The 23,764-nt window shown below is 50.8% G+C and carries 24 protein-coding genes and 1 pseudogene; 11 read left to right on the top strand and 14 right to left on the bottom strand.

Features of this window, described 5'->3' with window-relative positions:
• Positions 1–20 precede the first annotated feature (20 nt).
• From PV02_RS02740 to PV02_RS02750, 4 genes and pseudogenes are all read right to left on the bottom strand, one after another.
• Positions 21–605 (bottom strand): PHP domain-containing protein, encoded by a 585-nt coding sequence (locus tag PV02_RS02740; protein ID WP_256621837.1) that lies wholly within the window; start codon positions 603–605, stop codon positions 21–23.
• Positions 606–632: 27 nt separating this feature from the next.
• Positions 633–935 (bottom strand): annotated as a pseudogene (locus PV02_RS13335) (PHP domain-containing protein); the annotation flags it as partial.
• A gap of 72 nt (positions 936–1,007) precedes the next feature.
• Entirely contained in the window at positions 1,008–1,340 is a 333-nt protein-coding gene (locus tag PV02_RS02745) for a P-II family nitrogen regulator (RefSeq protein WP_256621838.1), read from the bottom strand.
• Between the two features lie 10 nt (positions 1,341–1,350).
• Positions 1,351–2,547, bottom strand: a complete 1,197-nt coding sequence (locus PV02_RS02750; protein WP_256621839.1) for an ammonium transporter — start codon at positions 2,545–2,547, stop codon at positions 1,351–1,353.
• A 386-nt stretch (positions 2,548–2,933) separates the two neighbouring features.
• Here PV02_RS02750 and purB point away from each other — a divergent pair, with 386 nt between their 5' ends.
• Positions 2,934–4,271, top strand: a complete 1,338-nt coding sequence (purB, locus tag PV02_RS02755) for an adenylosuccinate lyase (RefSeq protein ID WP_256621840.1) — start codon at positions 2,934–2,936, stop codon at positions 4,269–4,271.
• A gap of 55 nt (positions 4,272–4,326) precedes the next feature.
• Here purB and PV02_RS02760 read toward each other — a convergent pair whose 3' ends face one another.
• The 3 genes from PV02_RS02760 to uvrA form a co-directional block, all read right to left on the bottom strand.
• Positions 4,327–4,818: a rubrerythrin family protein gene (locus PV02_RS02760; RefSeq protein ID WP_256621841.1), complete on the bottom strand. Its 492-nt coding sequence runs from the start codon at positions 4,816–4,818 to the stop codon at positions 4,327–4,329.
• Between the two features lie 39 nt (positions 4,819–4,857).
• The gene (locus tag PV02_RS02765; RefSeq protein WP_256621842.1) at positions 4,858–5,208 is read right to left on the bottom strand and encodes a DUF2173 family protein; all 351 of its coding nucleotides are present in this window, start codon (positions 5,206–5,208) and stop codon (positions 4,858–4,860) included.
• Positions 5,209–5,387: 179 nt separating this feature from the next.
• Positions 5,388–8,219, bottom strand: coding sequence for an excinuclease ABC subunit UvrA (uvrA, locus tag PV02_RS02770; RefSeq protein WP_256621843.1), 2,832 nt, complete (start codon positions 8,217–8,219; stop codon positions 5,388–5,390).
• A gap of 261 nt (positions 8,220–8,480) precedes the next feature.
• On the opposite strand from uvrA, the gene htpX reads away from it, so the two are divergent.
• Positions 8,481–9,362, top strand: coding sequence for a zinc metalloprotease HtpX (htpX, locus tag PV02_RS02775; RefSeq protein ID WP_305891103.1), 882 nt, complete (start codon positions 8,481–8,483; stop codon positions 9,360–9,362).
• Positions 9,362–9,934 (top strand): PspA-associated protein PspAB, encoded by a 573-nt coding sequence (gene pspAB, locus PV02_RS02780; protein ID WP_256621844.1) that lies wholly within the window; start codon positions 9,362–9,364, stop codon positions 9,932–9,934. Before htpX ends, pspAB begins: the two co-directional genes overlap by 1 nt.
• Positions 9,935–9,940: 6 nt before the next feature.
• On the opposite strand, the gene pspAA is transcribed toward pspAB, so the two are convergent.
• Together pspAA and PV02_RS02790 are read right to left on the bottom strand one after the other, a co-directional pair.
• Entirely contained in the window at positions 9,941–10,219 is a 279-nt protein-coding gene (gene pspAA, locus PV02_RS02785; RefSeq protein WP_256621845.1) for a PspA-associated protein PspAA, read from the bottom strand.
• A complete protein-coding gene (locus tag PV02_RS02790; RefSeq protein WP_256621846.1) occupies positions 10,216–10,914 on the bottom strand; it encodes a PspA/IM30 family protein in 699 nt (232 codons plus the stop codon). Before PV02_RS02790 ends, pspAA begins: the two co-directional genes overlap by 4 nt.
• 276 nt (positions 10,915–11,190) lie before the next feature.
• Between PV02_RS02790 and PV02_RS02795 the strand changes: the two genes are divergently transcribed.
• Both PV02_RS02795 and PV02_RS02800 read left to right on the top strand, forming a co-directional pair.
• On the top strand, positions 11,191–11,688 hold the full coding sequence (locus tag PV02_RS02795; protein WP_256621847.1) for a flavodoxin family protein: 498 nt from the start codon (positions 11,191–11,193) through the stop codon (positions 11,686–11,688).
• Between the two features lie 23 nt (positions 11,689–11,711).
• Entirely contained in the window at positions 11,712–11,909 is a 198-nt protein-coding gene (locus PV02_RS02800; RefSeq protein WP_256621848.1) for a hypothetical protein, read from the top strand.
• 59 nt (positions 11,910–11,968) lie between these two features.
• On the opposite strand, the gene PV02_RS02805 is transcribed toward PV02_RS02800, so the two are convergent.
• The gene (locus tag PV02_RS02805) at positions 11,969–15,016 is read right to left on the bottom strand and encodes an FAD-binding and (Fe-S)-binding domain-containing protein (RefSeq protein WP_256621849.1); all 3,048 of its coding nucleotides are present in this window, start codon (positions 15,014–15,016) and stop codon (positions 11,969–11,971) included.
• 166 nt (positions 15,017–15,182) lie between these two features.
• Here PV02_RS02805 and pyk point away from each other — a divergent pair, with 166 nt between their 5' ends.
• Together pyk and PV02_RS02815 are read left to right on the top strand one after the other, a co-directional pair.
• Positions 15,183–16,622, top strand: a complete 1,440-nt coding sequence (gene pyk, locus PV02_RS02810; RefSeq protein WP_256622145.1) for a pyruvate kinase — start codon at positions 15,183–15,185, stop codon at positions 16,620–16,622.
• Between the two features lie 189 nt (positions 16,623–16,811).
• A complete protein-coding gene (locus PV02_RS02815; protein WP_256622146.1) occupies positions 16,812–18,524 on the top strand; it encodes a PhnD/SsuA/transferrin family substrate-binding protein in 1,713 nt (570 codons plus the stop codon).
• 9 nt (positions 18,525–18,533) lie between these two features.
• Here PV02_RS02815 and PV02_RS02820 read toward each other — a convergent pair whose 3' ends face one another.
• The 4 genes from PV02_RS02820 to PV02_RS02835 form a co-directional block, all read right to left on the bottom strand.
• Complete coding sequence (locus tag PV02_RS02820) at positions 18,534–19,514, bottom strand: formylmethanofuran dehydrogenase (RefSeq protein ID WP_256621850.1); 981 nt, start codon at positions 19,512–19,514, stop codon at positions 18,534–18,536.
• Between the two features lie 5 nt (positions 19,515–19,519).
• A complete protein-coding gene (locus PV02_RS02825; RefSeq protein WP_256621851.1) occupies positions 19,520–19,888 on the bottom strand; it encodes an ATP-binding protein in 369 nt (122 codons plus the stop codon).
• 19 nt (positions 19,889–19,907) lie between these two features.
• Entirely contained in the window at positions 19,908–20,261 is a 354-nt protein-coding gene (locus PV02_RS02830; protein WP_342765624.1) for a CGGC domain-containing protein, read from the bottom strand.
• Between the two features lie 73 nt (positions 20,262–20,334).
• Positions 20,335–20,994, bottom strand: coding sequence for a nitrite/sulfite reductase domain-containing protein (locus PV02_RS02835; RefSeq protein ID WP_256621852.1), 660 nt, complete (start codon positions 20,992–20,994; stop codon positions 20,335–20,337).
• A gap of 91 nt (positions 20,995–21,085) precedes the next feature.
• On the opposite strand from PV02_RS02835, the gene PV02_RS02840 reads away from it, so the two are divergent.
• The 4 genes from PV02_RS02840 to PV02_RS02855 all read left to right on the top strand — a co-directional run bounded on the left by PV02_RS02840 (position 21,086) and on the right by PV02_RS02855 (position 23,764).
• Complete coding sequence (locus PV02_RS02840) at positions 21,086–21,442, top strand: winged helix-turn-helix transcriptional regulator (RefSeq protein ID WP_256621853.1); 357 nt, start codon at positions 21,086–21,088, stop codon at positions 21,440–21,442.
• Between the two features lie 57 nt (positions 21,443–21,499).
• A complete protein-coding gene (locus PV02_RS02845) occupies positions 21,500–21,685 on the top strand; it encodes a PspC domain-containing protein (protein WP_256621854.1) in 186 nt (61 codons plus the stop codon).
• Positions 21,686–21,820: 135 nt separating this feature from the next.
• Positions 21,821–22,405 carry a YbhB/YbcL family Raf kinase inhibitor-like protein gene (locus PV02_RS02850; protein WP_256621855.1) on the top strand — a complete coding sequence of 195 codons (585 nt, stop codon included), beginning with the start codon at positions 21,821–21,823 and terminating at the stop codon, positions 22,403–22,405.
• A 30-nt stretch (positions 22,406–22,435) separates the two neighbouring features.
• Positions 22,436–23,764 (top strand): glycerate kinase type-2 family protein, encoded by a 1,329-nt coding sequence (locus PV02_RS02855; RefSeq protein WP_256621856.1) that lies wholly within the window; start codon positions 22,436–22,438, stop codon positions 23,762–23,764.

Genomic DNA, 23,764 nt, shown 5'->3' on the forward strand with positions numbered 1-23,764 from the left:
CGGCCCGTTCTCCGTGAAGTTCACGGGGGCATAATTTCTTTTTCAAGGAATCTTATCAGTTCTTTCTGATCAAATCCGGGCCCATGTACGTTATACTTCCCAAGCGGGCAGCGGCCTGTCCTTTCCGGGCCGTGGTAGTCCGAACCGCCTGTCTTCAGCAGCCCGTTTGCTTCTGATATATTGAACATTGTCTCTATATGCTCGATTGAACTTTTCCCGTAAAATACCTCAAAGCCATCCACTCCGCAGTTTATCAGGGTCCCGGCAACAAAGGATAGCATGTCCATCCTCTCATACATTTCCAGAGTCCTGAGCAGGTGTGCACAGATAGCTATACCTCCTGCCTGATGTATTGCCTTGATTGTCTGTGCAGCAGGGAACTTTTTCATCTCTATGGCATGGGGTGAGGTCTCAGCAAGCCACTCGTAATGGAAATCATAGTTGCTCATTCCCTTGTTCACCACGGATTGCGCGATGTCGTGACGCGTTGGGATGCCGCTGATATGCTCAAGGTTTTCATGGTCTATGATCCATCCATGTGACTCAAGCATAGAACATACTCTTTCGCAATATTCGTCTGCATTGCTCTTTGCCTCATCCATCATTCTGAGGAATGTTTCCTCTTCCCTGTCAAATCCGTATCCAAGAATATGCAGTTCGATGTCGGGAAGCTTAAGTTCGCTGGTGAACTCGATCCCGGGTATGAAGGTAAGGCCTCTTTTCGCACATTCCCTTTCTACGATATCAAGTCCCCCGATGGTGTCGTGGTCTGTGATGCTCAGTGCCCGTAATCCCGATTCGTGCGCCAGTTTTACGAGTTGTGCAGGATCCAGATCGCCGTCCGAGAATGTTGTGTGTGAATGCAGGTCTACGATGTTCTCTATTTTTACACCCTCATGAAAGTAAAGTGATTTTAAGAAAATATCAGCTTTTATCTATATAAAGCGATTTGAATAATAATATTCGATAGTAACAAAAAAAGAATGTTGAGGGTTGCCCTGGTATTTCTATGAGATTATCTCGTCATCTGTCCTGATGCCTACAACCATCTCCACGGGGGATACGAATATCTTACCGTCACCAAACTTCCCGGTGCGTGCGTTCAGCTTTATTGTATCGATGACTGTCTGGACATCTCCATCCCCGATGATCATCTCGATCTCAACCTTCGGGATCATATCGACCTTTATCTGCTTTCCTCTGTACTGCAGGCAGATACCTCTCTGGGCACCCCTGCCTTTTACCTCATGCACCGTCATTGCGAAGAATCCCTTCTCCTCCAGTGCTGCCTTGACATCGTTCAGCTTCTCGGGCCTTATGATCGCAACTACTCTCTTCATTATCATCACCTCAGGCTGTTGTGGACTCCCCATGCTGTGAGATATCCAGTCCTACGTACTCTTCTTCTTCAGTCACACGGAGTCCCATTACCTTGTCAACCGCCTTTGCAAGCAGGTAGGTCATACCGAATGCATAGGCAACAGCAACGAAAGCGTCAAGGATCTGAACGAGGAACTGGCTGACATTGCCGTTGACCAGTCCGTCAACACCTCCGATGGCTGCGCTTGCGAATATCCCGGTGGCAATGGCACCCCACAGGCCTCCCATGCCATGGATGGCCCATGCGTCAAGGCTCTCGTCAAGACCCCTGCGCACACGGAAGAGCAGTGCGTTGTAGCACAACAGTCCCGCAACACCTCCTATCAGGATGGCGGACATGGGGCTGACAAAGCCGCACCCCGGCGTAATGGCTACCAGTCCTGCGACAGCTCCGCTGATCATTCCCAGGGAGCTCGGCTTTCCCTTGGCCCATGCTGCCAGCATCCAGGTGATCGCACCTGCTGCGGCTGATATGTTTGTGGTCACAAGTGCGTTGACTGCTGTCCCGTTGGCCGAAAGTGCACTTCCTGCATTGAATGCGAACCAGCCGAACCACAGGAGTGCCCCTCCGAGCAGGGTGGTTGTAATGTTCTCTGCTTCCATGCTGTACTTTCCGTAATCCATGCGGTTACCTATGACAAGTGCAAGTGCAAGTGCACCAAATCCTGAGCTGATGTGCACCACGGTCCCTCCTGCAAAGTCAAGGGCACCCAGTGAATGGGCCCAGCCGCCTCCCCAGGACCAATGGGCAAGGGGATCGTATACGAGCGTGGTCCAGAGAAGGCCAAGCACTATGAATGAGCTGAGCTTGATGCGCTCGGCAACACCGGATGTAAGGATGGCGAGCGTAACTCCTGCGAACACGAGCTGGAATACCATGAAGAGCATGTCAGGTATGCCCTCGCCGTCAAGGCTGACCCCATTAAGGCCGATGTGGTCCAGCCCTCCGATAAATCCCGATATATCGGTACCGAAGGAGAGCGTATATCCCAGAAGTACCCACTGGATACTGACTATCGCAAAGGCGATGAAGGACATCGCTATCATCGAAATGACGTTCTTCTTACGCACCATGCCTCCGTAGAAAAGTCCAACGCCCGGCGTCATCAGCATAACAAGGGCTGTACAGACTATTATAAAAGCTGTGTCTCCCGTATCTATTGCCATATCAGCTCACCCTCTCATTGACTGCATGTGCCTTTCCTGAAGTTATGGACCTGCTTATTTTCTCTATCTTTTTTTCCATAAACTACACCAAGATTTGTGGTTTTCTTTTTTGTGAAATAATGTTCCTACTTCCTAGCTTCTAATATTTATTATTTTCTATTACTATCTGATTCATATCGATGAATTCTCTTTATTTCTTCAGGCTGCCATCGACAGTAATTCCAGAATGGCTTGCAGGTCGGTTATTGTTACATAGTCGAAAAATAAAAGGCATGGAGGGTCTCAGGAGCTTGTGCCCTTAGTCTTATTCAAAGGCTATTTATTTCCGTGAGTTATACCACTCCCATCAAGTTCACTGAATCATAGATCATCACGGAGAATCAAGAATGGCAATCCACCCAATAGAATACCGTTACGGGACAGACGAGATGAAACACGTCTGGAGCGAGGCGAACCGCCTTGAGAAGATCATGCAGGTAGAGGCAGCGCTGGCAAAAGCGGAGGCGGATATCGGGCTTATTCCCAGGGAAGCCGCAGATATGATCGAAAAGAGCATCACCGCCGTAAAGCTTGAGAGGGTTAACGAGATCGAGGATGAGATCCATCACGATATGATGGCTGTTGTGCTGGCTATCTCCGAGCAGTGTGCAGGGGATGCCGGCAAGTGGGTGCACTTCGGCGCAACGTCAAATGACATGCTCGACACCGCAACGGCCCTGCAGTTCAGGGAAGCCGTTGCCATACTGGAAGAAAAGATGTACAGGCTGCTTGACGTGCTGCTGGTGCAGGCTAGTGAGCACAAGCACCTGGTCTGCGCAGGCAGGACCCACGGGCAGATAGGCGTGCCCACCACTTACGGCCTGCGCTTCGCTATCTGGGCATCCGAGGTCGGGCGCCATATCGAGCGCCTGGAGCAGCTCAAGCCGCGCCTGCTGGTCGGGCAGATGACCGGCGCCGTGGGCACACAGGCTGCTTTCGGCAAGGACGGCATTGAGATCCAGAAGCGTTCCATGCAGTACCTTGGCATTGGCTCTGTGGATGTGTCCAACCAGATCATCCAGAGGGACCGCCACGCAGAGTTCGTGATGTGGATGGCCAGCACGGTGACCACACTGGACAAGATAGGTATTGAGATCCGCTCCCTGCAGAGAAGCGAGATCGCCGAGGTAGAGGAGAGCTTCAGGAAAAAGCAGGTCGGTTCTTCCACAATGCCCCACAAGCGCAACCCCATCAAGTCCGAACAGATATGCGGACTTGCAAGGATAGTGCGTGCGATGGTGGAGCCGGAGCTGCTGAATAACACGCTCTGGGACGAGCGCGACCTGACCAATTCCTCATGCGAGCGCGTGATCTTCCCCGAGGCCTGCGTCCTGACAGACCATATCATCAAGCTTTCTATCGGCGTGATCGGGAACCTGAGATTCTATCCCGACAACATCCGCCGCAACCTTGACCTGCTCAGGGGTCTCAACATGGGAGAGGCTGTTATGATCGAGCTTGCAAAGCGCGGCGTAGGCCGCCAGGAAGCCCATGAGCTCGTGCGCTCCAGCGCCATGGAGGCACACGAATCCGGCAGGCATTTTAAGGAAGTGCTGCTGGCCAATGCAGATGTTGCAAAATACCTGAACGAGCGGGATATTATGAACCTTGTGGACCCGGACAGGTACATAGGCACCGCCGTGGAACAGGTTGAAGCTGTCATCGGGAAGCTTAAAAGAAAGTGAAAAGAGGTGATTGAGGGTTAATAAACCCTCAACTGATTTTTTTTCTTCGAGGTTTTCAGTCCACTTTATCGTATTTGGACGGAGGCGCTCCGCAAACCGGGCAATTATCCTCGGGTTTGCCTTCGTGTGTATGGCCGCAGACACTGCAAACGTAGTAATCTGCTTCCTCATTCTTTCCGATATCCTCCAGGGCTTTTTCAAATAGCCTGGCATGGATCATTTCCACTTTGTTTGCGACCTCAAAGCTCCATAGAGCCCGTTTGTCTCCTTCCTTCTCTGCCTCTTCTATGAATTCCGGGTACATAGTCTGGAATTCATACTTCTCACCAGCGACAGCCTCTTTCAGGTTGTCCATTGTGGTCCCGATACCACCCATGCGCTGAAGATGGTTGTGGGCATGGACAGTTTCTGCTGCAGCAGCAGCCCTGAATAGCTTTGCTATCTGGGAATACCCTTCTGCATCTGCTTTTTTTGCAAACGCCAGGTAGGTCCTGTTAGCTATAGACTCGCCGGTAAATGCCGCTTTGAGGTTTTCTTTAGAGCCCATACATTATTTCTCCGTTCTGCTTTTTATATCGATTCGTATTTAACACATGCCCAAAGCCTTAAGAAGTTTCTCCAGGTCTGCTTTTGATGTCTGGACAAAAACACCTCTCGTCCCCGAGATAAGTACTGTCCAGTCCCCGCCGCTGTACATCCAGTTGTGCTGGGGCACCCAGTTCATCTTGAACAACTGAGTGTAGGCAGTGGCAAGGGCATCGAAGTTCATGTTCACTGCCCCGCAGAACTTTGCGGTCATTTCTGCCATTTCTTTGGACATTTCCATCTTGGCCTTGTAATCAGACAGTTTCCCGTCAGCGCTGAATATTCCGGCAGCCATAACACCTTCGAATTTCAGCAGTTCGTCTAATGATAGATTGCATTCTCTTCTTTCCATACTCTAACCCCACTTCAAGTTAAAAGGACCCAATTATCCTTATGAAAAAAGAGGCATATTGACTTATATAAAGGTATGGCAGTGCCTCTACAATTCCCTAAAAATCGCATACTATAGGTGTATTTGCTCATGTCGTAAACAGCAATAAAAGATAGAAGGGGCAGAAGATTAGAAGATGCTCATTTAGCAAGCATCTTCTTCAGGAACTGCCCAGTATGGGATACCTCGTTCTTTGCAACTTCCTCGGGCGTCCCTTCCGCTATGACTTCTCCGCCCCTTGCGCCGCCCTCAGGACCCATGTCTATTATCCAGTCCGCGGTCTTGATCACATCAAGGTTATGCTCGATGACGATCACACTATTGCCTGCCTCCACCAGCCTTTGCAGAACCTCGAGCAGCTTCTTCACATCATCAAAGTGCAGTCCGGTTGTGGGTTCATCCAGGATGTAGACGGTCTTTCCAGTGGATCGCTTGCTAAGTTCGGTTGCCAGCTTGACCCGCTGGGCCTCGCCTCCTGAAAGGGTCGTGGACGACTGGCCGAGTTTGATATAGCCGAGGCCCACATCGTAGAGTGTCTGCAGTTTGCGGCTGATGGCCGGTATGTTCTCAAAGAACTCCAGGCCCTCCTCCACTGTCATATCCAGCACCTCGGCGATATTCTTGTCCTTGTAGGTGACTTCCAGTGTCTCGCGGTTGTAGCGCTTCCCATGACACACCTCGCAGGGCACGTACACATCCGGCAGGAAGTGCATCTCGATGGTGATTATGCCGTCTCCTGAACAGGCCTCGCACCTGCCGCCGCGCACATTGAAACTAAAGCGGCCAGCCTGGTATCCCCTGGCACGGGCAGTCTTGGTCTGTGCGAACAGCTCCCTGATGGGAGTGAAGAGATTTGTATAAGTGGCAGGGTTGGATCGCGGAGTTCTTCCGATGGGCGACTGGTCTATGGTAATTACCTTGTCCACATGCTCCAGGCCCTCGATATCCCTGAACTTCCCGGGGATCTCCCTGGCCTTGCTGAGCTTTCTGGCAAGCACCTTATTCAGGGTCTCATTGATGAGCGTGCTCTTACCCGAGCCGGAAACCCCGGTGACGCATACGAGAATGCCCAGCGGGAACTCCACATCAACATCCTTGAGGTTGTTCTCGCCGGCTCCGTACAGAACAAGCTTGTTTTTAGAATTGCGCCTCTTTTCCGGTATATCGATGGTCACTTTTCCGCTGAGGTATTTTCCAGTAAGGGAGTCCTCATTTGCCATTATCTCATCAGGGGTGCCTTCGGCCACGATTGCACCGCCATGAATGCCAGCTCCCGGACCCATATCCACCACGTGATCGGCGCTGCAGATGGTCTCCTCGTCGTGCTCCACCACAAGCACGGTATTACCGATGTCCCTCAGGTGCCTGAGGGTGTTGATAAGACGCAGGTTGTCCCTCTGGTGCAGGCCAATGCTTGGTTCGTCAAGGATGTAGAGCACTCCCATGAGGCTTGAGCCTATCTGCGTGGCAAGCCTGATACGCTGAGCCTCCCCGCCTGAAAGTGTCAGGGTAGCCCTGCTCATTGTCAGATAGTCCAGGCCCACGTCCACCAGGAAGCCAAGTCTTGCTTTGATCTCTTTCAGAATAAGACGGGCAATGGAATACTCGCGCTCGTTCAGCTTCGTTTCCAGCAGCTGGAAGAAGTGCAGGCAATCCTCCACGGACATATTGGTGACTTCGATGATATTATATCCATCCACCTTAACCGCAAGGCTGGCAGGCTTGAGCCTCTTTCCATGGCATACCTGGCAGGGCTTTGTACTGATGTAGCGCTGCATTTTGTCCTTGCTGGTCTCGGATTCCGTGTTCTCGAATATCTTGGAAAGGCTCGCGATGACCCCTTTGAATCTGCCTGTATGCCGCCAGGTTCCTCCATTCCTGCCAACATGGGAAAAGGAGATGGGCTCATCACTTCCGTGGAATATGACATGCTGTATCTTGGGGTCCAGTTCGCTGAAGGGAACGTCCATGGAGAATTTAAAATGCCTTGCAAGCGATTCCACGGACTGCATGTAATAGCCGTCCTTGGTCTTGCTGTTCCAGGGTTCAATGGCACCCTGGGCAAGGCTGAGGCTCTTGTCCGGAACTATCAGATCAGGATCGAACTCCATTGCAGTGCCGAGGCCGTGGCATTCGGGACAGGCACCCTGCGGACTGTTGAAGGAGAACGCTGCGGGCTCCATTTCCTCAAAGCCTATGCCGCACTCGGAGCAGGCAAGGTTCTCGCTGAATGTCAGCTCCTCTCCGTCAATTATCTGTACCGTGAGAGTGCCGCCGCTCTTCTCAAGCGCCGTCTCCACCGATTGTGAGAGCCTTTCCTCTATGCCTTTCTTGATCACAAGCCTGTCCACAAGCACTTCTATGTTATGCTTGACATAGCGTTCGAGTTCGATATTGTCCGCATCTTCCAGTAAGTGGACCTCCCCGTCGATGCGGGCCCTGGTGAAGCCGTCGGCAAGCAGGTCTGTGAGGAGTTTCCTGTACTCGCCCTTCCTCTCCCTTACAACAGGGGCAAGCACGTGTATCTTTGAACCTTCGGGCAGCCTCATGATGCTGTCCACTATCTGGTCCACGCTCTGGGTGGCTATGACCCTGCCGCACTGGGGGCAGTGCCTTATGCCTATCCTTGCAAAGAGCAGTCTGAAGTAGTCGTATATCTCGGTAACCGTGCCCACAGTGGACCTGGGGTTCTTGCTTGTGGTCTTCTGTTCTATGGATATGGCAGGTGATAAGCCCTCGATGTATTCCACATCCGGCTTTTCCATAAGTCCGAGGAACTGCCTGGCATAGGCTGAGAGTGATTCCACATATCTCCTCTGCCCCTCGGCATAGATGGTATCAAAAGCGAGTGACGATTTCCCTGAACCGCTGAGCCCGGTTATCACAATGAGCTTATCCCGGGGCAATGTCAGGTCAAGGTTTTTAAGGTTATGTTCTTTTGCACCTTTTATTACTATATTACTCAAGGACATGTCTGTATTTTCATAAGGTGGTTAGTAAGTAAAGTTTGCGGTAACTATGTTCATGAATACGTTTCAGGCATATCCTGCTTTTCGCTGGCAGGCAAAACATGTCTTAACATGAGCTGGCAAAAATTAATTCGCTGCCCGCAAAAGTCTTTCAGACAAGGTTATATCCTGTAAAACACTATTAACCCAGGAGAGCATATCCTATAAGGATAACAGGACAGATGATACAAAGGATAATATACTGATGATACTGAGGCTTAGATTATGGTAAAGTGGAAACGGGACCTGGGACTGGAAGCAAGGATGGTAATTACGATGTTCCTGCTGGCTGCGGTTTACCTGTTTTTCCTGGCAGCTCTTACTTATCTGGAAACTCCTGCGGGGTTCATGCTGATATTCATAGCCTTGTTCATGGGGCTGCAATACTATTATTCTGACAGGCTGGTGCTGTGGTCAATGAACGCCAAAGTGGTTTCGGAAGCAGAGGCACCAAACCTTCACCAGACGATCACGAGGCTGTGTGCGATGGCCGACCTGCCCAAGCCCAAGGTAGCTATTGTGAGAACCCCGATGCCAAATGCCTTTGCAACAGGAAAGGGCCCCAAAAGCGCTGTGGTAGCGGTCACCACCGGGCTGATGGACAGGCTCAACCAGGGAGAGCTCGAGGCCGTACTGGCCCATGAGCTGAGCCACGTCAAGAACAGGGACATGACCGTGCTGACCATAGCCAGTTTCCTCTCCACAGCTGCCTTTTACCTTGTAAGGTATGGAATGTACTTTGGCGGTTTCGGCAACAACAGGAAAGGCGGAGGCAGTATAATCCTTGTATGGGTCATTTCCATTGCCGTATGGGTGATCAGCTTCCTGCTTATCCGCGTGCTTTCGCGCTACCGTGAACTTGCTGCCGACAGGGGTGCAGCCATGGTCACAGGCAATCCCGGCAACCTGATCTCTGCGCTGATGAAGATAAGCGATACTATGCCGAAGATACCTACGGAAGACCTGAGGAAGGCCGAAGGTATGAACGCGTTCTTTATCGTACCTGCTTTATCGGGTTCTTCTGTCATGAGCCTCTTCTCCACACATCCGACAACGGAAAAGCGTATAGCTGAGCTTGAGAAGATGCAGAGGGAGATGGAGTCCTGATGGGCCTGCGGGATATGTTCGACTCGGTGCTTGGAAAGAGCAGGCTTCCTGAAGCAAAGACGGACCGCTTGTTTGCAATATCCACAGCAGTTGTGACCATGGAGATGAACCTGAACCTGGCTCCATCTAGCTCAGCAGGCATTTGTTTTAAGTCTATGGATGTATCGCGCTATCAGGCGGTCAGGGAGGAGATAGAAGGCCTGCTCAAACACAGCGCGGCTGAGACGGGCACGGATTACCGGCTGGAGAAAGATGAGTACAATTTCCTCTGGGTAGTGCTTAAGGACCCTGATTTTGAGGATCTTGTGACCAATGTCCATATGATCTCCCAGACTCTCATTGAGAGTGGTTTCGGGGAACAGTTGCTGTGCGCCGTTTACAGGTTCGAGAGCAGCGGTCCTGTCTACTGGATATACAACTTCAAGCAGGGAAGCTACTATCCCTTCGTGCCAAGGGAAAAGAACAAAAGGGACAACTCCATGGAAATGAGGCTCAAGTCACTCATAGAGAAGGAGCTGCCCGTCGAAAAAAATCTGGAAAAATGGTATCCTCTCTGGGGAATGCCATTCTGAGTCTGTTCAGCCTTCCAGCAGACCGTCGCCTGCAAAAATTTGTCTTGCTTCCTTAAGGCTCAGGTCAGCAGGCGGGACTATGACATCAGACTCCTTGAGGTCGCTGTCATCAAGCTTTTTTCCCTTGGACCTTATGCAGTCAAGGAGCTTTGAGAGCTCGGTCCTGTATTCCTCCTCCTTTCCCTCTGCCACCAGTTGCACTATCCTGTTGTCGATGATATTGAGCTCATCGAACAGGCCGCTTGGCACCTCGTACTGCCCTTCCTCGGATATCCTTATTATCATTTTCCCGCCTCCTTCTTCAGCCTTGCAAGCTCGCTGTCCACGCCGGACTGTGCATTGAGCTTTGCAAGCTCCCGGTCTATATCGTCGCCACTGCTTGTGAAGTCTTCAAGGGTGCCTGCCTCGATGAGCTCATCAAGGGCTGAGGCACGGGCCTTCATGTCCTCGGTCTTGTTCTCGGCTCTCTCGATGGCAAGGCCCACATCGGCCATTTCCTCGCTGATGCCCGATACGGACTCGCTTATCTTGACCTGGGCCTCGGCAGCAGAGTACTGTGCCTTGATGGTCTCCTTCTTTGTCCTGAAGACCTCCACCTTGGTGGAAAGACGCTTCTCCGCAGCCACAAGTTTCTCCTGCTCCTTTTCCAGTTCCGCGATCTGCACATCAAGTCCCTGTATCTGTGTGCTGAGCGCACTCTTCCTCTCAAGTGCCAGCCTTGCAAGATCCTCCCTGTCGGCCTTGATGGCATCCCTTGCCTGTGCATCGAGCTTGTCTATGCTCTGCTGGAGCTTCGAGCGCTGCAGCTGGAGCCTCTTCTTGGAGGTGGCTACCTCCGCAACCCCTCTTTTCACATTTTGCAGCATCTCGAGCTGTTTTTCGTAAGAGTAGTCGAGTGTTTCCCTCGGGTCTTCCATCTTATTGAGCATTTTGTTCATTTTAGACTTAACCACGATTTCCATTCTATTGAATAAACCCATGATCTTCCTCCCGGTATATTTCCTCAAGTAGTGATATTGGCTTATGTTGTATCTGTCTGTCGGATACTTTAAATTTTCTTTACTGTGTACTATCTAAGTCACAAAAGCATATCATATTTATCCTGCAAGAGTGCCTGCTACTTTGAGCAATTATGATCTTCTCAGATGCAGGGTCACTATTTTGTACTTTTTCATACCAGGTGTATTTTTCTAACGCTCATCTATATTAATATGTAGAAACCAATCATAAGATACTAATTAACAGAAGGAATCGATATGAAAACACTGGTAACGTACCTCTCACAGACCGGAAAAACACAAAAAGTAGCTGAAGCCATCTATGGAGAACTCACAGAGGAAAAGGATATTAAGCCAATCTCTGAGGTCAAGGACCTTGCAGGATACGACCTTGCCTTCATAGGCTTCCCTGTGATGCAGTTCGACATCCCTCCAAAGATGCGTAGCTTCATTGAGAATAATACCAAAGGCAAGAACATTGCAGTGTTCATGACGCATGCTGTCCCGGAAGGTTTTGAAGCTATCCAGTCCTGGACAGGTTCAGTCAGGCAGACCGTGGCAGACGCTAATCTCCTTGGGATATTCGAATGCCAGGGTGAGCTTGCCCAGCATGTTATCGATATGCTGCTCAAGGCGGAAGACCCCCAGATGAAGGCATTCGGCGAGATGGGACCATCCACGAAGGGACAGCCTGACGAGAGCCGCCTTAAGAAGGCGCGCCAGTTCGCCAAGGAAATCCAGTCCAAGGTTAAATAAGCAAGTTTAAAGGAGACCGCCCCATGTCAGACCAAAAAAAAGCTCCGGTATTCTGCGAGAACTATTGCTTCATATGTAAAGGCGCAAGGGCCGGAAATAGTCTCTTTAAGAAGCTGCAGAACATAGAGTTGAAGATAGTCGGGAAGAACGGATGCATATGGGGTAAGGCAAGGACACAGTACTACGGTGTCACGCCAGACAAGCCATTGCCTAAAAAATAAGGATCAGATAAAAGGCCGGTTTCTGCCTTTTATCCTTCTTAGTCCTGTTTTTCTGTTCCTCAGTTAGCCTTGATGTACTCTATCATCTTCGGCGTCAGCAGCGGTGCGATCTGAGGCAGCATATTGGGCATCAGGTTCGCCATTGCCGCAGGCATGAGGTCAGGCATCTGCTCCTTCATGTGTGGGGGCATGGGCACTCTCTTCTCAACCGCCACGAGCATCTTCGGCATGACCTTGGGCATCAGGGACGGCATGAGCAGGGGCATCATTTTTGGCATCATGGGCTTCATGAGCGCATCCATGCCCGGCACGTACTTGACAGTCTTCATCATGGCCTGCATGTATGAAGGCATGGCGCCTATCATATCCGGCAGCAGCTCAACCATCATCTCTGTCATGTTCTCGGGCTCCATCAGCTCGATCATCTTCTCGAAGGTGACCCAGGCTCCCAGTGCCACATTGGTGGTGTCCGGGATATCGTACCCCAGGCTGCGGGCTGCCAGCGCTCCAAGGTCCTGTATCTCCATGTTGACATTGTTATCCCTTGCGGCCACCCTGAACTGTACAAGACAGCAGGGACAGAGCGCGGCCATGATATCAGCCTTCTGGTCCTTCGCCTCCTGCAGGCGAACGTTACCGATCTTACTTGCCACCTCCGGCTCATCGATAAGCGTCACGACGGAGCCGCAGCATAGTGCTCTCTCCCTGTTGTGCTCCATTTCCCTGAACTCCACACCCGGTATGGCCTTGAGCAGTTCCCTGGGGGCGTCGTATATGCCGGCACCCGCCCTTCCGATATGGCACGAGTCGTGCCATGCCACAACCTTGTTCAGGGGCTGCTTGAACTTCGGCTTGAGCACGTCAAGCTTATCGGCCAGCACTTCCGAGTAGTGCTTTGCCTCTATCCCGTACTCCATCCCCAGTTTCTCAGCCCACTGAGGGTAGATGGTCCTCCACATGAGCAGGCATGCGGGACATGAGGTGACAACCGTCTTTACACCCTTCTTCTGCATATTGGCGGTATTCATCTTCATGATCTTCTCGAACAGGTCCCATTTGCCTGCAACAAGCATGGGAATGCCGCAGCAGGATTCCTTATCTCCGAGGTATGTGAACTCCACTCCTGCCTCATCAAGCAGGCGCACGGTGCCCACGGCAACATCCCTTTCCACAAAGGAGGCAGTACATCCTGCAAAATAACCGATCTCTGCCTTGTCCTTGATCTTGGCCCTGATATCATCGGGAAGCCACTGATCCCTGTCCTTCCTGTAACTGGCCCAGATGTTCCTCTCCTTCTCCAGGCTCTGCGCCATGATCTCAAAGGGAGGGATGGTCATCATCTTCTTCTTCTGGACCAGATTCTCCCTGAGTGTCATCCAGGAACGCTCGATCGGCAGGTCCAGCTGGCAGTAATGATCGCACATCTCACATGTGGTGCATGCAAGGAAAGTGTCAGCCTGTTCCTGGTCCAGCTCCATTCTTCCCCCGACGTATTCCTTAAGGAAGAACCACTTGCCCCTGGGTGACTGGGATTCCCATCCCCTTCCATAGTACTGGTCGCATTCGTTGACGCAGTATCCGCACTGTGCGCAGGTGAAAGCGTGTGAGAGCACGTCCCCCGGAATGCCTTTCTCGTCCCTGAACTCCTGCCTGCCGACCCCTGACATGTTGCCCATGGTGCGTGCCATGGGTTCGAATGCCCTTGCAAAGGAAAGCCCTGTCTGCATAAGGGATTTGCCTGTCAGTGTCTCAGGATTCATGATGTCATCGGGGTCCGTGCTCTTCTTGAGTTCCCGTATGCTTTTCAGCCTTTCTCCAAAGACCTTTTCCGCCTTCCTGGAGAAGTACAGCCCCGATGAATAGATCCTTCCGCCGTTATCCTCTGCTATCTTTACAATACTCAGAGCCAGCGGGAAAGCAAGATTATATTTGGAAGACCTTTCGGAATGAGGTATGAAGCACAGCATAACTGCCTCGTGGCCCTTGACGACCATGCCTTCCACAAGTACCGGGAGGCCGATCTTCTTTCCGATCTCCTCGAACATCGTCCCTATGCTGCCAACAGGCACGACCACTTCGGCGGGTATGAAGGAAGGACCAAGCCTCTTGACCTTCATGGACCTGAACCATTCCTGTGTCTCATGTTCTGCTATCTCTTCCGGGAGCACCTCCCCGCCAGCTTCCCTTATGATATCCTTAAGGCCGCTTACATCCCTGGATGCCGGGTAAGCGAAATTGCATATATATAGTTCCGGCAGGTGAGGCCTGTGCTCGTCCACAGGCTTTCCGTAGTGGGTCTTAGGCGGCGCCTGGTTCTTCATATTCGCCCATTGAGGGTTCAGGAAAGAGACAGCCCACACCGGGACCTTCCTCTCACCGACTTTCTGTATGGCTGCCTGCATGCTCCGGGCATCCGGGAATCCTGCCGAGATGGCAGCTGTCTTCTCATGCTCCCTTACCCGGAGAGTGACCTGTGTGATTATACCGACGGTTCCCATGCTGCCTGTTATCTTGCCCAGCTCTTCTCCTGGGAAATCCCTTACCTCTCCGTTTGGCAGCACCACCCGGGCGGATTCCATGGTGTCCTGTGACCAGCCGTATTCGTAGCTCCCGTATCCCACACCATTCTGGGCAAGCCAGCCTCCGACGGTTGCTGATAATGCGCTTGAGGGAACGGCCTGCACTGCCAAGCCTTCCTCATTCAGTTTTGTCTCAAGATCGTACCAGATGATGCCTGCTCCCACGGTAACCCGGAAATTGTCTTTATCCACCTTGATTATGTCCCTCATGGGCGTGACATCGGCTATTATCCCTCCTTTTGTGGGAATGACGCCGCCGTAGCCTGAGGAGGCGCCTGCCCTTGGTACTACAGGTATGCCATATTTGCGGGCAAAATTCACAAGCTTTACCGCATCATCTTCATTTCTCAGTTTTACGATCGCAGCCGGTTTTGTGTTACCCAGCATCTTTTTCACAAGGGACGGCAGCGCACCCACATCGTGAGTGTAGAAATGTCTCTCCCTATCGCTGAAGTTTACCCCTTTGCCAAACATGGATGAAAGTCCCTGTTTTTGTTCATCCGTCAACTCATATGTCGTATTTGCCATGGTAGTCTCCCTAAATTCTTAATTGTCATCCGGTCAGTTTAAATCTTTTCTATAATGACTAATTTAAATTGTGAATATATATACTCAATTGAATACTGCAGAATAAGCCTTAATTCAATCAGTTCCATACTGTACAACATGGGTGTGAACGAGGATGAATGAGACAATGCATTTGCCGGACAACAAAAGCAAGATAGTGTGTACTATCGGTCCTGCGTCTTCTTCGGAAGAGGTACTACGGGAACTGATCATTGAAGGCATGAATGTCGCAAGGCTTAATTTCTCCCACGGGGATATCGAAGACCAGCGAGCGGTGATAAGGAGGATACGCAAGTTATCGGCTGAGCTGAACCGGGTGGTGGCTATACTGGCAGACCTGCCCGGTCCCAAGATAAGGGTCGGTACTTTCGAGAAGGAGCCTGTGTTCCTTAAAAAAGGGGAAAAGGTGACCCTGACATCAAGGGATGTAGTGGGAACCGAGACCCTGATCCCTGTTAATTATGACCGCCTGTCCAACAGCGTGCAGGCCGGCAAGCCGATATTCCTTAACGACGGCTTCATCCAGCTGCAGTGCACGGGCACGGAGGGTGAGGATGTCTATTGCGACGTGGTGGTAGGGGGTCCCCTTTCCTCAAACAAGGGCCTCAATCTTCCGGGTGCCAGGATATACATCGATCCTGTTACCAAGAGGGATCTGGAGATAGTCGACTTTGCACTTGAAGAGGGACTGCATATCTTTGGCGTGTCCTTCATCGAATCGGGGGAAGATATAAGGAAGCTGCGTGACCATGCGATCCGGAAGGGAAAGGAAATATTCATAATATCCAAGATAGAGCGGGAAAAAGCTGTCAGGAGCATCGAAAGCATAATGGCTGAGAGCGACGGCATCATGATAGCCCGCGGAGATCTCGGGGTGGAGATTCCCATACAGGATGTGCCCATCGTCCAGAAGAACATCATACACCGGGCCAACCTGCTGAGCAAGCCGGTGATAACGGCAACCCAGATGCTTGAGTCCATGATCGAGAACATCCGCCCCACAAGAGCTGAGGCTACGGATGTTGCGAATGCTATAATCGACGGTACCGATGCAGTCATGCTCTCAGCAGAGACTGCAGTAGGCAGGCATCCCGTCGAGACCGTCAGGACCATGGTAAGCATAGCCAGGTCCACCGAGGTTTGGAGAGCCAATACAAAAGAAGGCCTGACACTAATGAAGAAGGCGTTGAACCGGATGAATCCCGGTGTTGAGGACATGATATCAATGCAGGTGAACGATGCCCTGCAGGTGCTTCCTGTCAGGTATGTGGTGACTCCCACGGTTTCCGGGAAGACCGCGAGGAACGTTTCCCGTTTCAGGCCAGACAGGTGGATACTGGCGTTCAGCCGCAATCCTCATACATGCGAGCAGCTTGCACTCCAATACGCCGTACATCCTACTTTTGTCCCCGAACTTAAGGGTGACTGGGAAAACATGGTTATTGACTACCTTAAAATGTCAGGTGCTGCCGGGCCGGGGGATATGTTCATTCTGACGCAGGGGCAGCCCTCAGGGCGCGGCCGGCCCGGAGGCACCAATCTGCTGAAGTTTATTCAAGTGGAATAAAACAAATCTATTTTCATATCTTATTTTTTTATTCCAATCTAGTTATATACACAATTATATTTATATATGGATATAGCCATTCTAAGAACGACTAGTAAAAAAGCGCTGGAACATCAGATCCCTTACCACCGCGAGTTGCATAATGTAATGAAGCTATATCCGCTGTTTGTCCGATTTTCCTTGCTCTTGGTGCTTTTCGGCTTTTTTTTACTGCCGGCAGCATCGGGTGAAGAAAACGTGTATGTCATCGGGATACTTTCCCACAGAGGCCCTGACCACTCCCTGAGTACACTGGCCGGGACCGCAGAGTATCTTTCAGAGGAGGTTCCCAACTGCACTTTTGAAATATTGCCTCTGGACTATGATGAGATATTCGATGCTGTCAGCAATGACCGGGTCGATTTTGTCCTGACGGACCCGTTCCTGTACGTCGAGCTGGAATCCACTTACGGTATCAGCAGGATAGCCACCATGAAGAACAGCTGGGGCGGCAACGCCTATACGGAGTATGGCGGAGTGATCATTACCCGGTCTGACAACGATAATATCAATGAACTAAGCGACCTCAGGGGCAAGTCCCTGATGGCGGTGGATGAGCATTCATTCGGAGGCTTCTGGATAGGCGTGCGCACCATGGAGCATAATGACATCGACTACAGGGAGGATTTCAGTAATATCACATTCGGAAAAACGCATGACGCTGTAGTCTATGCAGTCAGGAGCGGAAGCGTCGATGTGGGGATCATCAGGACCGATGTGCTTGAGAGACTGGCGGCTGAAGGGAAAATTAATATTTCCGAGTTCAAGGTCATTAACCAACAACATGCGGAAGCTTTCCCTTTTCTGCTGAGCACTCAGCTCTATCCCGAATGGGCGTTCTCAAAGGTGAGTTCCACACCTCTTGAGCTTGCTGAGGAAGTAACCATTGCACTCCTCAGTATGCCATCCGATACTCCTTCCCCGGCAAATGAAAGCAATTCAACTCTGCGGTCAGGTAACTATGCAGGATGGACGATCCCTCTTGATTATACTCCCGTGCATGAGCTCATGAAGGAGCTGAGACTTGGCCCTTATGAGAACTATGGCAGGGTCCCCCTTAACGAAGCAATAGCGCAGCACTGGTACTGGGTTGTCCTCTTCTTCATGTTGCTTGTTATCATTGTCACTTATGACCGTCTGACCACAGAGAAGATAAAAAAGGACGAACTGGAAAAATCCAACAAGCTCAAGGATCTCTTTACCGATATCATGAGACATGACCTCCTGAACCCGGCGGGGACTATCAAGGGTTTTAATGATGTCCTGTACCTTAAAGAGGATGATGAGGAAAAGAGGAAGATCATTGAGGCAATAAACAGGCAGACCGATAAGCTGATATCCATGATCGATTCGGCTGCAAAACTTGCAAAGCTTGAATCTTCCCATGAGTTGGAGCTCGATAAAAGGGATCTCGGGGTTATATTGAAGAACGTGGCTGAAAGCCTTGATCACGGGCTGAGGGAAAAGGACATCAGGCTGGAACTTGCAATTCCAGGCAAATATCCTTCCCGGGTGAACGAAATAATCGAGGAGGTCTTCACGAATCTGATGTCAAATGCTATCAAGTACAGTCCTGAAGGAAGCAAGGTCAAAGTGGAGATCATCGATGCAGGGTCCTACTGGAAAGTCCACGTAATAGACAGCGGTGACGGGGTAGCCGATGAGAACAAATCCCGCATATTCGAACGCTTCACCAGGGCTGACAGGAAAGGTATAAAGGGATCAGGTCTTGGACTTGCTATTGTTAAAAGGATAATCGAGCTGCATAACGGGTTTGTTGGTGTGAACGACAATCCGGAAGGAAAAGGCTCTGTATTCTGGGTTGCCCTGAAGAAATACGATCATACATCGTCTCACAACTGACATAGGCGATCAGTCTGCCTTTCTCAGCACTATTGACCCGTCACGCATACGCACTTCTATATATTTTTCTTTCTCAGGCTCGAGCTCATACTTGTTGTAGAGGCCTGCATCTATCCTGCCTGCTTCCATTATCCTGCGCATGAGCGCAGCATCTTCCTTTCCCATCCTGACCTTTGCAACAGGAGAGTTTATCTTGACCCTGCTTCTGGAATATATCGTCCCGCCGCTCATACCTGCCCCGATGTAGCCTTTGGCATCCCTGAAGGCAAGAACACCGCCTTTCATGTAGGCGCCTGCGAACTCGCCCACGCTTCCAAGGACTGCCACAGTTCCTCCGTCAAGGTGTGACCCCGTGTTCATGCCCGCATCTCCGTTGACGATTATTGTACCCTCACGCATGAGCACGCCTGTGCCATTATGTGCTTTGCCTTCGATGCGGAGAGTCACGGGTTTGTCGCAGCGTGCACCCACCGTGGCCCTGAGGATACCGTCATTGAGCAAAAGCGTACTGTTCTCCGGGTCGTAAATGTTCAACAGCAGAATCTCATCTCCCGGTCCGTTGCATACAATGTCTGTTATGGAACGGAACTTGCGATATCCACTGATATCTGACCTTACTTCGATTATGTTGCCTAAGGGTTCACTTATGCTGCCTGCAACATATAGTGTCCCGGAGACCATGCCCATGCCGGCCTCAGGCCCTATATCTCCCTCCACGAAAACATGGCCTGCACTCTCCATGCCTCCGCTCCCGCCCATATGCTGCAGGTCGGCACCCATGCTGTAGGCAAAGTTCCTGCCCACGTTCCCTCTGATACGGACATCGTCCCCTCTTTTCAGCGCCAGCACAAGGTCCCGGTATGTAAGCTCAGTGTCTCTCTGGAAAGGGATCGTGCTGTCCGGGTCCAGTGCCCGGTTGTGCCAGTGGAAATTGAAAGTATAGTCCAGCAGATAGTCTGTGTCTTCTGTTATCTCTATTTCGACAGGCATCTTGATTATCCATGTATCAACTTTGGAAGGCAGCGTGTGCAGACCCAGATGCTTTCCATCTTGTGCCTGACAGGCATAAGATAAGCGCTCTCTTCCCCGCAGTCGCAACTGAAGCACCTGATGGACGTATCGGTCTTTTTGGGTTGAGCATGGGCTTTTTCCGGGTTGAATTCCAGCGTCTGCCTCTGTTCAATGGATATTGCCCCGACCGGACACAGCCCTATGCAGAATCCCATGCCGTCGCACAGCTCATCGGAAACCACTTTCGCCTTGCCGTTGACAAGCTCTATTGCCCCTTCAGCGCATGGGGATATGCATTTTCCGCATCCTGTACATTTCTCCTCATCGATCTTGACGATTGATCTTTTAACCATAATGAACTCCCCGGGAACATCAGTGATGTGTTCCCTCAACCATTTTTATACCTGCATTGGTAATAGTCCTTTTTATCTCTTCTATATGTGGGCACTTGGGATAGTTATCCATCTGCATGCAGGAGCTGAGGTGGATGACGTCAACTCCATGCCTGAGTAAGGATTTTACAAGCCTGTGCACCCTGCGCCCTGAACATCCGCCGCAGGTAAAGAACGCTACCATCTCGGTATTGCGGTCATAGTCCTTGAAGTGGACCGTACGCTTATTGAAAGCCTTGAAGCATCCTACTCCAGGGCATGTCTCCGATACGATATCGCATCTTATTACCGCAATCCGTGTTATATGCCCGCCATCCTCTGCAATGCCAGCTATAAGATCAGCTCCGCTCTAAACTCGCCCTGGAATAAAAGGGGATTGAAGATCGTCCCCTGAAAGATGCTGCTGCTTAAAGGCCGATCTCTTTCTTGAACTTGTCAAGGCCCATCTCATCGATGACCCTGCCCAGCCGGTGCTTTGAACCGTTGGTCTTGCAGAAGCTGATGATTTTATCAACGAGCTGGAGCACTTCATCCTCTGTGAGCTCATCTGCAATAACATCAGCAAGCCTTGGTCTGATAGCTGCATTCCCGCCGACCATGACCGTATATCCTTTAGGGGTACCCATGACACCGATATCCTTTATGGCCGGTTCCGAGCATGAGTTGGCACATCCGGAAACTGCCATCTTGAACTTGGATGGAAGTGGCATTCCGTGATATTTCTCATCAAGCTTTAGTCCGAGACCCACAGCATCCTGTTGTCCGCGCTTACAGAATGTCGTGCCCGGACATATCTTTATGCTCCTGACACAAATGCCAATAGCAGCACCTGGCTTTATCCCCAGGTCCTCCCAAGCCCTATCGAGGTCCTCTTCCTTCAATCCTACAATAGCAACTCTCTGGGACGAAGTCACTTTCAGTGTTGCTGCATTATATTTCTCAGCAACATCTGCGATCTTGCGGAGCTGTTCTGCCGAAACGATCCCCCCCGGAAGGTGTGGTGCAATTGCATATGTTTCCTTATCCCTCTGCAGGATCGCTCCTTTTTCAAGTAGGTCTTTTGACATTTTAAAATCACTCCTCATCCACAACTGTTTATGGATTATTGGTATATTGTGACGGGGGACATATATATCCGGTAGTTTCTAATTGGATACCATGAAAGACTGTACTATTTATAAAACAGTTGATATAATCGGAAAGAAATGGTCCCTCTGTATCCTTCTTGAGCTCTACAAGGGCGAAAGGAAGGAGAAACGCTTCAACGAGCTCAAGGCCAAACTGCAGGACGTTACTCCGAAAACACTCTCCCAGAGGCTAAGAGAACTCGAGGAACAGGGCTTCATTAAGAAGACCCTGGACGACTCCGCAGTGCCAGTCAAGTGCGAGTACTCCCTCACCGAAAGTGGCGAGGAGTTCCTGAACATTATCCAGAATATCAAGAAGTGGGGTCTGAAATGGAAATTCGAGAACCATGATTGCGAGAATTCTAACTGCAGATTATGTAAATTGTAATGGCTTTGATTCAGAAAGGTTAAGTAAAAGTGCGAATTAATCTTAAATTGTGATTATATGGCTAGACAATTAAGACGTTCCAAGAGTAACAGGATGATTGCGGGAGTGTGCGGCGGTCTTGGAGAATATTTTGAGATTGACCCCGTGCTCATAAGGCTGCTTCTGGTTGTTGCAACTCTGATGGGTGGATCAGGCATTATCCTGTATCTGCTGGCGTGGGTGCTCATACCTGAAGAGACATAAGGTTCCAGGGAACTGCAAGTGCTGATCACGCCAGGCAGAGGTATGCATCGTATCAGTTACCATAATCATAAATAGACGTTTTGTGTTTTATATATGGGGTAATGCGCAGTTTGTAGCAGGCACAGGTGATCCGATGTGAGCAGGCTTCCAAAAATGTTCCTTGTAGCGATTACAGTACTGTGGCTGGTTCTGGCAGCAGGGTGTATCGGCAATGACGGTAATGAGGCACAGGAAGGTTTGTCTGATACAGAGGATGATGGGTTACGTGAAGACCAGGAGGCAGTTGGTATGCTTATTTCCAGCAGCGCGTTTGATAATGGCAGCCAGATCCCGGTAAGATATACCTGCGATGGGGAGAACATCAACCCTCCGCTGGAGTTTGGGAACATACCCGAGGGAACGGAAAGCCTTGTATTGATAATCGATGATCCTGATGCCCCCTCCGGCAGTTTCACCCACTGGGTGGTCTGGGATATCCCACCGGTCTCCCGGATAGATGAGAACAGTGTTCCAGGCACAGTAGGAATGAACAGCTTTGGACAGACGGCATATGGAGGTCCATGTCCCTCATCGGGAATGCACCGTTATCAATTTATGGTGTTTGCACTTGATACTGAGCTCAACCTGACAGGCAGGGCTTCAGCAGACCAGATAGAAGGATCGATGCAGGATCACATCCTTGCACAGGGCCTGTTGACAGGCAGATATGGAAGAACCTAAGTTCCTTTACCGTTTCAGGAGAGATAGTCAATGCTAAATGATCTGAGATCTGATGCCATGGGAATTATATCACAGGCTATCGCTGCTGTGGATCCCAGTGCATGTGTCCAGCGGTCCGTGAAGAGGGATGGTGATCTTTTGCATATAGGCAGCAGATCCTATGACATCTCCTCCTACAATAACATCTATGCGGTTGCATTCGGCAAAGCTGCCATACCCATGGCGTCTGCCCTTGAGGATATACTGGGTGGGCAACTGACTGAGGGTTATGCGATAACCAAATATGGCTTTGCAGGCTCCCTTAAAAGACTGACCGTGATGGAGGCAGGTCATCCGATACCTGATGATAACGGAGTGCTTGCAGCAAAAAAAGTACGTGATTTTCTGGAGAAGACAGGACCCAGGGACCTTATTTTCTTCCTGATATCGGGTGGTGGCTCAGCCCTGATGACCCTCCCGAGAAAAGGCATCGCTCTTTCCGATATTGTCAATCTCACGGACAAGCTCCTCCGGGTGGGAGCCACTATAGATGAGGTGAACACGGTAAGGAAGCACCTTTCCGCAGTAAAGGGCGGAGGCCTCGCTAAGATGGCATACCCTTCCGAGTCCGTAAGTCTTATACTATCGGACGTCGTAGGCGATCCGCTGGACGTCATAGCTTCCGGACCCACTGTCCCTGACAGGTCGACATTCGATGATTTCCATGAGATAGTGCTCAGGTATGGACTGCAGCTATCCCCTGCTGTCCAGGGCTTGCTGGAGGACGGGCTTGAAGGTGTCATAGAGGATACTCCCAAATCAGAAGGTCCCATATTTGAGAAATGCTATAACTTCCTGGTAGGCAATAATTTCCTTGCGCTCCGGGAGGCTGAGAAGAAGGCGAATGAGCTTGGTTACAACACCCTCGTTCTCACATCATCGCTCGCAGGCGAGGCAAGGGAGGTCGCAAAGGTGTTTGCTTCCATCGCAAAGGAAGAACGTCGAAGGACCATTCCTCTGCCTCTGCCTGTATGTATCCTGGCAGGCGGGGAGCCCACTGTGACCCTGAAGGGAAGAGGTAAAGGCGGAAGATGCCAGGAACTGGCCCTTTCATTTGCCATAGAAACTGAAGGCCTTGAGAACATACTGTTGCTGGCTGCCGCAACAGACGGGAACGATGGCCCAACGGATGCGGCTGGTGCCTTTGCAGACGGCTACACCGTCGAGAAAGGACAGGATGCGCACATGGATGCAAGAGTGATGATTCAGCACAACAATTCCTACCAGTTCTTCAAGGATATAGGGGACCTTCTTGTCACAGGCCCCACAGGGACCAATGTGATGGACATATACGTCCTGCTTGTAAGAGAGGATCTCTGA

Source organism: Methanolobus chelungpuianus (genome assembly GCF_024500045.1).
GTDB lineage: Archaea > Halobacteriota > Methanosarcinia > Methanosarcinales > Methanosarcinaceae > Methanolobus > Methanolobus chelungpuianus.

Coding starts and splice junctions, on each gene's coding strand:
- PV02_RS02740 (WP_256621837.1), bottom strand. CDS start 605: ATGATGGATGAGGCAAAGAGCAATGCAGACGAATATTGCGAAAGAGTA.
- PV02_RS02745 (WP_256621838.1), bottom strand. CDS start 1,340: ATGAAGAGAGTAGTTGCGATCATAAGGCCCGAGAAGCTGAACGATGTC.
- PV02_RS02750 (WP_256621839.1), bottom strand. CDS start 2,547: ATGGCAATAGATACGGGAGACACAGCTTTTATAATAGTCTGTACAGCC.
- purB (WP_256621840.1), top strand. CDS start 2,934: ATGGCAATCCACCCAATAGAATACCGTTACGGGACAGACGAGATGAAA.
- PV02_RS02760 (WP_256621841.1), bottom strand. CDS start 4,818: ATGGGCTCTAAAGAAAACCTCAAAGCGGCATTTACCGGCGAGTCTATA.
- PV02_RS02765 (WP_256621842.1), bottom strand. CDS start 5,208: ATGGAAAGAAGAGAATGCAATCTATCATTAGACGAACTGCTGAAATTC.
- uvrA (WP_256621843.1), bottom strand. CDS start 8,219: ATGTCCTTGAGTAATATAGTAATAAAAGGTGCAAAAGAACATAACCTT.
- htpX (WP_305891103.1), top strand. CDS start 8,481: ATGGTAAAGTGGAAACGGGACCTGGGACTGGAAGCAAGGATGGTAATT.
- pspAB (WP_256621844.1), top strand. CDS start 9,362: ATGGGCCTGCGGGATATGTTCGACTCGGTGCTTGGAAAGAGCAGGCTT.
- pspAA (WP_256621845.1), bottom strand. CDS start 10,219: ATGATAATAAGGATATCCGAGGAAGGGCAGTACGAGGTGCCAAGCGGC.
- PV02_RS02790 (WP_256621846.1), bottom strand. CDS start 10,914: ATGGGTTTATTCAATAGAATGGAAATCGTGGTTAAGTCTAAAATGAAC.
- PV02_RS02795 (WP_256621847.1), top strand. CDS start 11,191: ATGAAAACACTGGTAACGTACCTCTCACAGACCGGAAAAACACAAAAA.
- PV02_RS02800 (WP_256621848.1), top strand. CDS start 11,712: ATGTCAGACCAAAAAAAAGCTCCGGTATTCTGCGAGAACTATTGCTTC.
- PV02_RS02805 (WP_256621849.1), bottom strand. CDS start 15,016: ATGGCAAATACGACATATGAGTTGACGGATGAACAAAAACAGGGACTT.
- pyk (WP_256622145.1), top strand. CDS start 15,183: ATGCATTTGCCGGACAACAAAAGCAAGATAGTGTGTACTATCGGTCCT.
- PV02_RS02820 (WP_256621850.1), bottom strand. CDS start 19,514: ATGCCTGTCGAAATAGAGATAACAGAAGACACAGACTATCTGCTGGAC.
- PV02_RS02825 (WP_256621851.1), bottom strand. CDS start 19,888: ATGGTTAAAAGATCAATCGTCAAGATCGATGAGGAGAAATGTACAGGA.
- PV02_RS02835 (WP_256621852.1), bottom strand. CDS start 20,994: ATGTCAAAAGACCTACTTGAAAAAGGAGCGATCCTGCAGAGGGATAAG.
- PV02_RS02840 (WP_256621853.1), top strand. CDS start 21,086: ATGAAAGACTGTACTATTTATAAAACAGTTGATATAATCGGAAAGAAA.
- PV02_RS02845 (WP_256621854.1), top strand. CDS start 21,500: ATGGCTAGACAATTAAGACGTTCCAAGAGTAACAGGATGATTGCGGGA.
- PV02_RS02855 (WP_256621856.1), top strand. CDS start 22,436: ATGCTAAATGATCTGAGATCTGATGCCATGGGAATTATATCACAGGCT.